Genomic DNA, 12522 nt, shown 5'->3' with positions numbered 1-12522 from the left:
CTATTATTTCATACTATCAATTCCCTTCTAGAACGTCAAGAAACTTCACATTTCCTCAATAATTCGGTAAGATAAAAGAAAACGGTAAAGGAGTCATTATGCATAATCTAGCTGATTCATTGATGACTGGAGCCAATCCAATCTTCGATTTCATCGTTGTCTGTTTGAACTTTCTCTCCATTTTCGTCATCGTTTGGGGTGTATTGATTGCAGGCATTGATTTTGTGCGTTACGAATTAACAGAAAAGGATCGTTTGGTAGCAGCCAGAGAAAACAATTTTATTCGCAATTATTTAGGAAGTTACGTCTTGTTAGGTCTGGAGATTTTGATTGCCGCAGATATAATTGAGACAATCATCCACCCCACCTTCGAAGACATCGTACGTCTAGCTGCAGTCGTTATTATTCGAACAGTCATCTCTTATTTCTTGAACAAAGAGATCGAACGGGCTTTGCAAACCACCGATCATCAGCCTGCCAAGAAAAAGGAAAGCTAGCTGTCATGGCTTTTCTACGGATTCTTCGGTATAATAGATAGGAATATTTGACATTAGAAGGATCAATCCCTCAGTCAAACTATCCTTAAAAGAAAAGAGGGAACAATATGTCTTTTGATGGTGTTTTTACCCATTTAATGGTCAAAGAATTACAGAGTCAATTAACTAGTGGACGCGTGAACAAAATTCATCAGCCCTATGAAAACGAGGTCGTATTTGTGATCCGTGCCCAAGGGAAAAATCACAAACTCTTGCTATCCGCTCACCCTACATATGCCCGTGTGCAATGCACAACGATCGCCTATAGCAACCCAGAGACCCCACCGAATTTCTTGATGATGCTGCGGAAATATTTAGAAGGGGCGATCCTAGAATCAATCGAACAAATCGACAATGACCGTGTGATCCATTTTCATTTTACCCGACGAGATGAATTAGGTGATTTGCAAGCCCTTGTCTTGATCGTCGAATTAATGGGCCGTCACAGTACGATTTTATTAATGAATAAGACAAGCGGAAAAATTGTCGATACAATTAAACACATTGGTCATTCACAAAATACGTATCGCACCTTATTGCCAGGTGCTGTCTATGTTGCACCACCAAAGCAATCGACGCTTAATCCTTTCACAGCCTCTCGCACCAAGATTTTTGAAGAATTATCTACTCTCGATCCCTTGACGGCAAAAGAACTGCAACAACGATTCCAAGGCTTAGGCCGCGATACCGCAGAAGAATTGATTGCCCGAATCAGTGCCAATCCTAATGAAAAACTGCGTCAGTGGGAAACTTTCTTTTCAGAGCTCACGGAAGATTTAGCACCAAGTTATCTCCGGTCAGAGAAAAAGGAATATTTTACACCGATTCCCTATACATCATTGTTTGATGCGACCACCACTGTCACCCATTATCAGACTCTGAGCGAGCTTTTAGATGCGTTTTACCATGATAAGGCGGAAAGAGATCGGGTCAAACAACAAGGTGGCGAACTACTGAAAAAGGTTGAAAATGAACTGAAGCGTAACCAGCTGAAGTTAAAGAAACGCCAGCAAACCTTGAGGGATTCAGAAAACGCCGAGGAGTTTCGCCAAAAGGGTGAACTCTTGACGACCTTTATGAGCCAAGTGCCTCGTGGTGCTACATCCGTTGATTTGGAAAATTATTATGAGGAGAATCGGCTTTTGACGATCAAATTAGATCCCGCTCTTTCTCCTAATCAAAATGCTCAGAAGTATTTTCAGCGATACCAGAAATTGAAAAACGCAGTTAAATTGATCCATCAGCAGATTGCCGAAACGAAAGAAGAGATCGCGTATCTCGAATCCGTGTTAGCCCAATTAGAAATTGCCTCTCCAATGGATCTAGCGGTTATTCGGGAAGAACTGATCGCACAAGGCTATGTCAAAAATCGGACGAAGCAGCGTAAAAAAGTCGCCCCTTCGCAACCGGAACGATTTGTTTCTTCAGACGGAACAGAAATTCTCGTCGGAAAAAACAATTTACAAAATGACCAACTGACCTTAAAAACAGCTCGTAAGAGTGATATCTGGCTGCACACTAAAAACATTCCTGGTTCGCATGTCATCATTCGTTCGGACGATCCTAGCGAGACAACCTTAATGGAAGCTGCAGAGCTTGCCGCATATTTCTCAAAATATCGTCAATCTGCCCAAGTACCGGTGGACTATGTGCAAGTCAAACATATTCGGAAACCGAATGGTGCTAAACCTGGATTCGTCATTTATGAGAATCAAAAAACCTTATATGTGACACCGGACGAAGATATTTTGCGATTAAAGCAGTCCTAGCTATTCCTAAGTCTATTCGAATCAAAAAATCTTAGAGTAAGCAATACAAGAACCGACCACAAAAGTGCAGCTAAGAAGTGTATTGCCCCCAAAAGTTAGTTTTTTGGTCTAACTTTTTGGGGGTGCTTCACTAAGATACACGCGCTTGTGGTCGGTTTTTATGTTTTTATTCTATCTACTACTCTTTTAGCAGTAATTTTACTCAGCTTGAAACACCAAAGGCAAACCTTCACAGAACTTAACCATTGCTTCCTCTTCAAGATTCGCTAGAAAGGCAATTGAAAATCACCGTCAGAAAATAGCTTCTGCTAGCTAATAAATACCGCCATCCTCCATAGTGACTTTCTTCTCGAAATCAAAATGATACAGCTTTTCCCAGTGATTGATATTCAAGGTTCCTTTAGTCAAACGGATCGCCAGAAAGCAACAGCCCTTATCATTCTCGTTGTTGACTTCGTCGTACCAAACAAAGGCTTTGCGAATTTTGCTTCTTAATTCTGCATTTTTAGGGTCTAGCACCCAACCTAAATTCTCCCCTTGACCGATCGCGGTAAACCATTCACCACTGACAGCAATAGAAACTGCTGGGTTCTTTTTGATTTGCTTGATTTTATTGGATTGTTCGTGCGTCGACACGTAAAAAATGCCCTCTTCATAAAAAGCATCAACTTCTCGAACGACTGGTTGTATGTGTCCCTCTGCAGTTTTGTCACAAGCTGTCGTCGCAAGGGCAATCACATTGTCTTTGAAATGCCCAAATTTTTCTTCAAGCAGCTTTATTCCTTCTTCATACTGGTGGGTCATTATTCTGTTCCTCCTTGCATCTCTCTTCTTTTTTTAAAAGGAATCCATAATTCGACATGTGTAACCCGATTGTTTCCTTTTCGATATAGCTCTGGAAAAAAATCCTCAGCAATCCAACCATTTTTCTTGAGCCAAAAACGGGTATAACGCATCGCCTTTCCCATATTGATGATCAGTTGCTCTGAGATCGTATCAAAGCTGCAAACAATGTAATCACGTGCTGGTAGCGTCCATTCAATGAGGGTCGATAATTGCGTACCGTCACTTAATTGGCCAACAAAGTAACTTGAGTAGTCTTCTGGCGCATCTCCCGGAAATGAAACACCAATCAGGCAATGATCAGTGCGAGGCTGATTTGCAATCTTTTGATAAAAATCATGCCAAATTTCATCAATAGGGTCGATTCCTGTTCGTTGACCCAGCATTTTTCCATATTTAAATGGATAATAACCAATAACGCCATAAAAAACCATTGGTTGCTTGTTTCTTTTTTTCTGAATCTCCAAAACGACCCCTTCACTGATCAATGGATTACCTTCTTCTGTGACAATATACCCTAAAGATAGATCTGGCTTATCAAAATTTTGTAAGCCGATCGGCGCTTTTTGGTAAAGAGAAGGCGAAAGTCCATAAACGGTTTTAAAGGTTCTTGAAAATACTGCATGGCTGCTAAAACCAACCTCAAAAGCGACTTCAATGACTCGACTTTTTCTGTCTTTTAATAAATGAGCGGCTCTGGCCAGCCGACGCAGTTTTATATATTCCCTAACAGAAATTTTAACTAAACGGGTGAATAAGCGTTGATAATAAAATACAGAAAGGGATGCGACTTGTGCTAACGTTTCGATCTCTAATGGCTCGGCAAGATTGTCTTCAATATAATCGATTGATTTTTGGATTGCTTCCCATGCATGCATATAGATTTCCTTTCTTTCACTATAAAATATTCAGCCAAAAAAGCTTTACCGTGTCTGCTCTTTTTCCGCAAAAAACTATATTTGTATTTATTTTCACAATAGATTATCTGCCACGAATCAGCTTATTTAATATTTTAGCATAGCCTTCATGGTCCTAGGATATAAAAATAAAAAAAGACGAAGAGTTTTCGTCTTTTTCCAGTCAATGACATTCTAAAATTCTAACATCTTTTTTATGGATTACCCTTACGAAGTGGTTTCTATAATGACCATCAACTGCAGTCAGTGAGAAAAACTACGTAAAAGGAACTATTTTTATAAATCAATAGAAATAAATAGGCCGATCTTTGCGGTCTTGTAATGGACGATTATTATTTTCTAATACTTCTTCGCGGAATTCTAAAATAAAGCGACGACTCATCTCACCAATCCAGTCAAAGACAAACCAGTTGATTGGACCTTTCGTTGGCGGGGTCGTCAGGGAACCCACATAATGAAAATGATGAGTGCGCTCTGGCAAGAACATGCTCGGATCAAACCATTGGGTATGGTTCTCAAAATCCCAGATGCTGTCGTCTTGCTGATTGCAGATCCAGTTGAGTTTATCTGTCAATTTGAATAAGATACCCACGACCAAGTTTTCTCCGTCATCATTCATATGAACGAGATGAAACTCTAATTCTTGCTGCTCGTCATCGATAATGTGTTCAGACGGCATGTGAAAATGAATATCCGTCAAATAGTAGTTGATCCCTTTAAACGTGACATAGCTTTCTTTATTATAAGGAACGAAGTGAATCGTATTTTTGAATTCTTTTTCCGTAAACCGCTCTCGTTTATAGTGAAAAGCCAAGTCCTGATCGATGGGTTCTTCGGTCTCATCGTGGACTAAAGCGATTGGGGATTGGTACGGAAATTCGGCACCTTGTGCATACCAGTCGCACAAAGTGTGCCAATGTTCAGGTCCATTGTCTCCGGAATAACTCCAGGGAACGTCCATATTTCTTTTCAAAAAAAACAGCCTCCTAATTCAAGTTGACAGCAAGGAACAGCCCTTCCTATCAAAAAACTTTCTCCCAATGCTATCAGAAAATAGGTAAAAATAAAACGAATATGCTTGGTCATTCCCTCACATATCCGTTTCTGATTTCAATTCCTTATTCACTCAGCCAAGCAGCAGGATCTTTACGCCACTCTTGTAACAGGGCAACATCAGACTCTTGAATAGCACCCGTTTCTAAAGCCGACTCGATCAGAGCCGTATAGTTTGTCAAAGTCACGTATGGTAGATCTGCTTGCTCAAAATTCGCTTGAACTTGAGGCAGTTCGTAAGTAAAGATCGCAGCGACGCCTAATACGTCAGCTCCTTCTCTTTTGGCTGCTTCACAAGCTTCTAAGACACTGCCACCTGTTGACAATAAATCTTCAATGACGACCATTTTTTGATTTGGCTGAATACGTCCTTCAATTTGATTGCCTTTGCCGTGTTCCTTTGCTTTGCTGCGAATATAAACCATTGGTAAATCTAACAATTCAGCGACCCATGCAGCATGAGGAATCCCGGCTGTTGCGGTCCCTGCAATCACTTCTACTTCTGGATAAGTGGTTTTGATGACTGCAGCTAAGCCTTTCGCAATGGCACGACGCACAGTTGGATAACTCATGGTGATTCGATTGTCGCAATAAATAGGGCTTTTGATACCGCTGGCCCACGTAAATGGTTCATTGGGTCGTAAGAAAATCGCCTCGATGTCTAAAAGATCTTTGGCGATTTGATTGGATTGTTCCTTCATTGGCTAGCTTCCTTCCATTCTTGTTTAATTTGCAAATAACTTTCATAGGGTGTCTTAGACTGGGTGATCGGACGTCCTACAACGATCATGGTAGCCCCTGCTTTACGAGCTTGTGCAGGTGTCATGATCCGTTTTTGATCGCCAACTTCACTGCCAGCTGGTCGGATACCAGGCGTCAAGCGTATGAAGGCATCGGTTGTCCTTTGCTTGATCTGGTTTGCCTCGTGAGCGGAACAAACAACACCGTCTAATCCAGCTTTTTGGGCACAAGTGGCGTAATGGATGACACTTTCTTGCAGTGACGTCATGATCTGCTGATCATGATGCATTTGTGCCTCGCTAGTGGAGGTCAATTGGGTGACTGCAATCAAGTCAGGGACTTTTTGTCCTGTCGGGGTTCCTTTTTGTAGGCCGTTTTTAGCAGCAGTCATCATTTCGATCCCGCCGGCTGCATGAACATTCGTCAAAGCAACACCTAAAGAAGCTAAGCGCTCCATTGCTCGTCCTACTGTATTGGGAATATCATGTAGTTTTAAATCTAAAAAGATATCATGGCCACTGTTTTTTAACCAAGTAACGATTGCTGGCCCTTCTTGGTAGAAAATCTCCATTCCCACTTTTACAAATAATTTTTCTTCCGCAGGAAATTGCGCTAAAAATGTTTCAATAGCCTGTTTGTTGGGGAAATCTAGGGCAATAATTGGCCGTTCACTCATCACATATGCTCCTCTCTCACTTCTTTTATCAGCTGTTCCAAAGAAGGGATCCCTAATTCTGCCATTCGGATAGGCAATTCTTCAATCAATTTCGGGCAAATGTAAGGATCGGTAAAGTTTGCGGTTCCGACTGCAACAGCACTAGCACCTGCCAGATACATTTCAAGTACATCATCCACTGACATCACGCCCCCCATGCCAATAATTGGTAATTGAGAAACTTGCGCCACTTGTTTGATTAGACGGATCGCCACCGGTTTGATAGCTGGTCCAGACAAGCCTCCGGTTTGGTTGGCTAAAATTGGTTTCCGTGTTTTTAGATCGATCCGCATGCCTAAAAGTGTATTGATCATCGTAAACCCGTCGGCGCCGCCTGCTTCGATCGCTTGCGCAATTGGGACGATATCCGTCACATTCGGCGATAGTTTGACATAAATTGGTACTTGCGAGACTTTTTTGACCGCTTCAGTCAATGCACCAGCAACCGCAGGATCGGTGCCGAACGTGATACCGCCATGCTTGACATTAGGGCAAGAAATATTCAGTTCGATCGCTTTGACATTTTCTGCTCGACTGATTTCCTGACACACAAGAACATAATCTTCGACAGTCGAACCGGCAACATTCGCGATGATTGGCAAATCGGGGTGTTTTTGAGCTAAGTCCGGCAATATTTGATTCATGACCGTTTCTAACCCAGGATTTTGTAATCCGATGGCATTTAACATACCGCTAGGCGTTTCTGCTACCCTTGGAGTTGGATTGCCGAAACGTGGTTCAGGTGTGGTCGCTTTGATCATCACCGCACCTAATTGACTGATGTCATAATATTTATCATATTCTGCACCAAACCCAAAACAGCCGCTGGCAGGCATGATTGGATTTTTCAGACTCAATCCGGGTAGCTCGACGTTGATCGACATTAAATGACCACCTTTCTCGCCTGAAATACAGGCCCTTCGTCACAAACTTTGACACTTTTTGTGCCTTGTTCATCATCTTTCGTATGGCAAACACAGGCATAACAGGCACCCATCCCACAAGCCATTCGTGCTTCCATGGATAATTGAACATCTGGGAGGTCTTCGAAAAGCTGGGCGGTGGTTTTTAAAAGACCGTTATTTCCGCAGGCAAAGACCGCCGCAGGTGTTTGCTCTGCAGCTAATAACAGGTTGCCAACATTACCTTGTAAACCAGCGCTGCCATCATCGGTAGCAATCCTCGTGTCTCCTAGTGCGCGAAATTCCTCTTCATAATACATGACGTCTTTGCTGGCAAAACCCAAAAAGTGAATGACGTGGACGCCTTGTTGAGTCAAACGTTTCGATAATTCATAGAGCGGCGGTACACCGATACCGCCACCTACGATAAATGCAGTGTCCCCTTGATTTAAATGATGATAGCGAAACCCATTTCCTAACGGCCCCATCACATCGATTGGATCACCAACGGTCATTTCTGAAAAAATTCGTGTCCCCTCTCCTTCGACCCGATAAATGATACGGCATTCTTTTTTCTCAGTATCGATATGATTGATACTGATCGGTCGGCGAAGAAGAAAGGCATTTTGAGGAACCCGTAGGTGCAGAAACTGCCCAGGGGTCCTCATCTCATTGACTAACTCACCCGTCAATGTCATTTCAAAAATCCGCGGTGCCAGTTGACGCTGTTTGCTGATGATCATGATTTCTTGCTTCATCAAAAAACTCCTTTATCTGCGTTAAATTGCTTTTGTTGAAAAACTGCGGGATTCCATCACTTTTAGAATTGCATCCGCTGTATCAAGAGAAGTAAAGGTCGGTACACCATGTTCCACTGCTTCTCGACGAATGATAAATCCGTCTTCCGTTGCATTTTGGCGATCTTTATCCATGGTATTGACTACTACTTGGGTCGTTCCTTTACGGATCAAATCAACAACCGTTTCTTCTGCTTGTTGATCAGAGATTTTAGCAACTCGTGTCACTTGCAGGCCTTTTTCTTCAAAGTAATCAGCGGTTCCATTGGTAGCCAATAAGGTGAAGCCTACCTCTACGAAACGCGCCGCCAGCGCTGCTGCCTCTTCTTTGCTTTCGTCTGCAACGGTGAAAAGTGCTTTTCCAAATTCAGGAATATGCAGGCCTGATGCCTCAAAAGCTTTATAAAGTGCTTTTGCCAAATCTTTGTCTGATCCCATTACTTCACCTGTTGATTTCATTTCAGGGCCTAAGTAAGTATCGACTTTTAAAAGTTTTGTAAAGGAGAAGACCGGTGCTTTGATGTGTACTTCATTTGGTGTTGGCGCAAGTCCGTCTTGATAACCTAACGCTGTGATTTCTTCTCCGAGAATCGCCTTCGTGGCAATTTGGGCCATTGGGATCTCTGTTACCTTGCTTAAAAATGGTACGGTTCGGCTAGCACGAGGATTTACTTCAATGACATACACTTTGTTTTCATGGATGACAAATTGGATATTCATCATACCGATACAATTTAAACCTAATGCCAAGCGTTTGGTATATTCTTCGATTGTAGCAATCAGTTCATCCGAAAGATTTTGCGGTGGATATACCGCCATTGAATCTCCTGAATGGACCCCTGCACGCTCGATATGTTCCATGATTCCAGGAATCAAAACAGTTTTGCCGTCACAGATAGCATCGACTTCACATTCTTTACCGACCAAGTAACGATCGACCAAGACAGGATGTTCTGGTGATGCTTTCACTGCATGACGCATGTAATCTTCTAAATCGGCTTGGTTTTCCACGATTTCCATCGCGCGCCCTCCTAAGACATAACTTGGGCGGACTAAAACAGGATAGCCGATTTCTTGAGCGATGGCGATTGCTTCTTGTTCGTTCGTCGCTGTATCCCCTGGTGGTTGCGGAATATCTAGCGCTTGTAATGCTTGCTCAAAGAGATCACGATTTTCGGCACGATCAAGATCTTCAATGCTGGTGCCTAAGATTTTGACCCCAGCTTTTACTAAAGGCTCTGCTAAGTTGATCGCCGTTTGCCCGCCAAATTGGACGATGACCCCAATGGGTTGTTCCAAATCGATCACGTGTAAGACATCCTCTAAGGTCAATGGTTCAAAGTACAGCTTGTCGGAAATAGAGAAGTCAGTCGAAACCGTTTCGGGATTGCTGTTCATGATGATTGCTTCATAGCCAGCAGCTTGGATCGCTTTCACCGAGTGCACTGTTGCATAGTCAAACTCCACCCCTTGTCCGATTCGGATCGGTCCAGAACCTAAGACAAGAACAGATTCTTTTGCGCTACGTTTGCTTTCATTCTCAAACTCATAGGTGCTGTAAAAATAAGGCGTTGCTGATTCAAATTCTGCGGCACATGTATCCACCATTTTGTAGACGGGCAAAATCTTTTGCTCATGGCGCAGCGTGCGGATCTCAGCTTCTGTGGTTTCCCACAGCTCAGCGATCTTTTTATCCGTAAAGCCATTTTGCTTGGCTTTTTTCAACACATCAAGGGATTGTGGGTCGTTTGCTAATGCTTGTTCGATCTCAAAGATGTGAAGCATTTTATCTAAGAAGAATAAATCGATTTTCGTCATTTCATTCAAATCTTCGATGGTATACCCACTTCGGATGGCTTCCATGACGTAGAATAGGCGATCATCTTGCGCCTTGATGACTTTTTCCATCAGATCATTGTCAGAAAGAGCTTCTAGTTCTTTCATTTCGATATGATGTGTGCCGATTTCTAATGAACGAACAGCTTTCAGTAATGACTCTTCAATATTACGACCAATCGCCATCACTTCTCCAGTTGCTTTCATTTGGGTTCCTAATCGACGTTCCCCAGTTTCAAACTTGTCAAACGGCCAGCGAGGAATTTTTGCGACCACATAGTCTAGTGCCGGTTCAAATTCTGCATAGGTAGTTTCTGTGACTGGGTTTTTCATTTCATCCAATGTTAAACCGACGGCAATTTTCGCTGCCAATTTGGCAATTGGATACCCTGTAGCTTTACTTGCTAACGCAGAGGAACGTGAGACCCGTGGATTTACTTCAATGACATAGTAGTTGAAGCTATGAGGATCAAGCGCCAATTGAACGTTACAGCCACCTTCGATTTTTAATGCGCGAATAATTTTTAATGACGCATCTCGCAACATTTGGTATTCATGATCTGACAGTGTTTGACTAGGGGCAAAGACGATGGAATCGCCGGTGTGGATGCCGACTGGATCGAAGTTTTCCATATTACAAACGACGATCGCGTTGTCAGCAGAATCTCGCATCACTTCATATTCGATCTCTTTAAACCCAGCAATACTCCGTTCAATCAAGCATTGGGTCACTGGCGAGAGCTTCAAGCCGTTTTCAGCGATTTGGCGCAGCTCTTCTTCATTGTTACACATGCCGCCGCCTGTTCCCCCTAGCGTAAATGCTGGACGAACAATGATTGGAAAGCCGATTTTTTTTGCAAATTCAACTGCTGCTTCCACCGTTGACACGATTTCAGATTCTGGGATCGGTTGATCCAATTCTTCCATTAATTGTTTGAATAGATCTCTGTCTTCTGCTTGGTCGATTGCTGCTAATTTGGTTCCTAGCAACTCAATTCCTAATTCATCCAAAATACCTGAGTTGGCTAATTCCATCGCCATATTCAAGCCCGTTTGTCCGCCTAATGTCGGTAAAATTGCATCAGGCTGTTCTTTACGTAAAATCCGTGAGACAAATTCAAATGTGATTGGTTCAATGTAGACTTTGTCAGCAATTTCTTTGTCCGTCATGATCGTTGCGGGATTCGAATTGACTAACACCACTTCGTAGCCTTCTTCTCGTAAAGCTAAACAAGCTTGTGTGCCGGCATAATCAAACTCTGCCGCTTGTCCTATAATAATCGGTCCAGAACCGATAACCATGATTTTCTTGATATCTGTACGTTTTGGCATATTAGTTCTGCTCCTTCCATGCATCGATCATCTCTAAAAATTCGTCAAATAAGTGGACCGCATCATGCGGGCCCGGTGCCGCATCTGGGTGGTATTGGACACTGAATGCTGGGTAGCGGCGATGACGAACCCCTTCGATCGTGCCATCGTTCACTTCGACGTGGGTCACCATTAGTTTTTCAGGATCGATGGATGCTTCATCCACAGCAAAGCCATGGTTTTGTGAGGTAAAATCGATCCGACCAGTGGCGATCTCTCTTACTGGATGGTTTAATCCACGGTGACCGAACTTCATTTTATAGGTATCTGCCCCATTCGCTAATGAGAAGAGCTGATGGCCTAAACAAATCCCGAAGATTGGTACCTTGCCTTGAATCCCTTGTATCATTTTAATTGCTTCTGGCAAGCTTTTAGGATCGCCCGGTCCATTCGTCAGCATCACGCCATCTGGTGCGAGGTCTAAAATTTCTTGCGCTGTCGTATTGTATGGCAAAATCGTTAGATTGCAGTTGCGACGTGACAGCTCTCGTAAAATACTATGCTTCAAGCCGAAGTCGATGACCACGATATTGCGACCCGTTCCAGGGCTTGGATAAGGTTTTGAGGTGGAGACTTGTGCCACTTGATTGGTTGGTAAAACCGCTGCTTTTAATTGATCAAAGGCATGGTCAAAGACATCTCCCGCATCAACGATGCTCGCTTTCATGGTTCCGTGTTGACGGATCTTTCTTGTCAGCGCGCGTGTATCGATTCCTGCGATCCCTGGAATATTTTTGCGTTTTAAAAATTCATCTAACGTCAGCTGCTTCCGCCAATTACTCGCTAGACGCGCGTGTTCTTTCACAACGACCCCTTTACAAGTCGGTGAAATTGATTCGTAGTCGTCTCGGTTGACGCCGTAATTTCCTACCATCGGATACGTAAACGTAATGATTTGTCCGTTAAAGCTTTGATCCGTAATGGCTTCTTGATAGCCCGTCATGCTGGTGGTAAAAACAATCTCACCAAAAACATTGATACTGGCACCAAAGCCTTCGCCTTCAAAGTATGTTCCATCTTCTAAAATAAGCCAACGTTTCAT

The 12522-nt window shown here is 42.9% G+C and carries 11 protein-coding genes; 2 read left to right on the top strand and 9 right to left on the bottom strand.

All coding sequences use genetic code 11. The features are described 5' to 3' along the window. The first annotated feature begins 98 nt into the window (after nt 1–98). Together IGI78_RS08230 and efbA are read left to right on the top strand one after the other, a co-directional pair. On the top strand, nt 99–497 hold the full coding sequence (locus IGI78_RS08230) for a DUF1622 domain-containing protein (RefSeq protein WP_077453383.1): 399 nt from the start codon (nt 99–101) through the stop codon (nt 495–497). 107 nt (nt 498–604) lie between these two features. After that, on the top strand, nt 605–2305 hold the full coding sequence (efbA, locus tag IGI78_RS08225) for a fibronectin-binding protein EfbA (protein ID WP_142424869.1): 1701 nt from the start codon (nt 605–607) through the stop codon (nt 2303–2305). Nucleotides 2306–2617: 312 nt separating this feature from the next. Here efbA and IGI78_RS08220 read toward each other — a convergent pair whose 3' ends face one another. The 9 genes from IGI78_RS08220 to IGI78_RS08180 form a co-directional block, all read right to left on the bottom strand. After that, on the bottom strand, nt 2618–3109 hold the full coding sequence (locus IGI78_RS08220) for a pyridoxamine 5'-phosphate oxidase family protein (protein WP_081118664.1): 492 nt from the start codon (nt 3107–3109) through the stop codon (nt 2618–2620). Then, complete coding sequence (locus IGI78_RS08215) at nt 3109–4026, bottom strand: AraC family transcriptional regulator (protein ID WP_081118665.1); 918 nt, start codon at nt 4024–4026, stop codon at nt 3109–3111. The genes IGI78_RS08220 and IGI78_RS08215 overlap by 1 nt, the downstream gene beginning before the upstream one ends. A gap of 322 nt (nt 4027–4348) precedes the next feature. After that, complete coding sequence (locus IGI78_RS08210) at nt 4349–5026, bottom strand: carbonic anhydrase family protein (protein WP_017144366.1); 678 nt, start codon at nt 5024–5026, stop codon at nt 4349–4351. Nucleotides 5027–5183: 157 nt separating this feature from the next. After that, the gene (pyrE, locus tag IGI78_RS08205) at nt 5184–5819 is read right to left on the bottom strand and encodes an orotate phosphoribosyltransferase (protein WP_081118666.1); all 636 of its coding nucleotides are present in this window, start codon (nt 5817–5819) and stop codon (nt 5184–5186) included. Further along, nucleotides 5816–6535 carry an orotidine-5'-phosphate decarboxylase gene (gene pyrF, locus IGI78_RS08200; protein ID WP_077453388.1) on the bottom strand — a complete coding sequence of 240 codons (720 nt, stop codon included), beginning with the start codon at nt 6533–6535 and terminating at the stop codon, nt 5816–5818. Before pyrF ends, pyrE begins: the two co-directional genes overlap by 4 nt. After that, on the bottom strand, nt 6535–7458 hold the full coding sequence (locus IGI78_RS08195; protein WP_077453389.1) for a dihydroorotate dehydrogenase: 924 nt from the start codon (nt 7456–7458) through the stop codon (nt 6535–6537). The genes pyrF and IGI78_RS08195 overlap by 1 nt, the downstream gene beginning before the upstream one ends. Next, nucleotides 7458–8234, bottom strand: coding sequence for a dihydroorotate dehydrogenase electron transfer subunit (locus tag IGI78_RS08190; RefSeq protein ID WP_194194543.1), 777 nt, complete (start codon nt 8232–8234; stop codon nt 7458–7460). Before IGI78_RS08190 ends, IGI78_RS08195 begins: the two co-directional genes overlap by 1 nt. A 21-nt stretch (nt 8235–8255) precedes the next feature. Beyond that, the gene (gene carB / locus IGI78_RS08185) at nt 8256–11441 is read right to left on the bottom strand and encodes a carbamoyl-phosphate synthase large subunit (protein WP_195265137.1); all 3186 of its coding nucleotides are present in this window, start codon (nt 11439–11441) and stop codon (nt 8256–8258) included. Nucleotide 11442: 1 nt separating this feature from the next. Further along, nucleotides 11443–12522 (bottom strand): carbamoyl phosphate synthase small subunit, encoded by a 1080-nt coding sequence (locus tag IGI78_RS08180; RefSeq protein WP_005235984.1) that lies wholly within the window; start codon nt 12520–12522, stop codon nt 11443–11445.

Source organism: Enterococcus sp. DIV1767 (assembly GCF_050542585.1).
Classification (GTDB): Bacteria; Bacillota; Bacilli; order Lactobacillales; family Enterococcaceae; genus Enterococcus_D; species Enterococcus_D innesii.
Note: the sequence above shows the minus strand (reverse complement) of the source record. Positions and strands in the feature narration are given on the sequence as shown.

Bases quoted from the DNA above. Each gene is read 5' to 3' on its own strand.
- IGI78_RS08230 (WP_077453383.1), top strand. From the start codon at position 99: ATGCATAATCTAGCTGATTCATTGATGACTGGAGCCAATCCAATCTTC.
- efbA (WP_142424869.1), top strand. From the start codon at position 605: ATGTCTTTTGATGGTGTTTTTACCCATTTAATGGTCAAAGAATTACAG.
- IGI78_RS08220 (WP_081118664.1), bottom strand. From the start codon at position 3,109: ATGACCCACCAGTATGAAGAAGGAATAAAGCTGCTTGAAGAAAAATTT.
- IGI78_RS08215 (WP_081118665.1), bottom strand. From the start codon at position 4,026: ATGCATGCATGGGAAGCAATCCAAAAATCAATCGATTATATTGAAGAC.
- IGI78_RS08210 (WP_017144366.1), bottom strand. From the start codon at position 5,026: ATGGACGTTCCCTGGAGTTATTCCGGAGACAATGGACCTGAACATTGG.
- pyrE (WP_081118666.1), bottom strand. From the start codon at position 5,819: ATGAAGGAACAATCCAATCAAATCGCCAAAGATCTTTTAGACATCGAG.
- pyrF (WP_077453388.1), bottom strand. From the start codon at position 6,535: ATGAGTGAACGGCCAATTATTGCCCTAGATTTCCCCAACAAACAGGCT.
- IGI78_RS08195 (WP_077453389.1), bottom strand. From the start codon at position 7,458: ATGTCGATCAACGTCGAGCTACCCGGATTGAGTCTGAAAAATCCAATC.
- IGI78_RS08190 (WP_194194543.1), bottom strand. From the start codon at position 8,234: ATGAAGCAAGAAATCATGATCATCAGCAAACAGCGTCAACTGGCACCG.
- carB (WP_195265137.1), bottom strand. From the start codon at position 11,441: ATGCCAAAACGTACAGATATCAAGAAAATCATGGTTATCGGTTCTGGA.
- IGI78_RS08180 (WP_005235984.1), bottom strand. From the start codon at position 12,522: ATGAAACGTTGGCTTATTTTAGAAGATGGAACATACTTTGAAGGCGAA.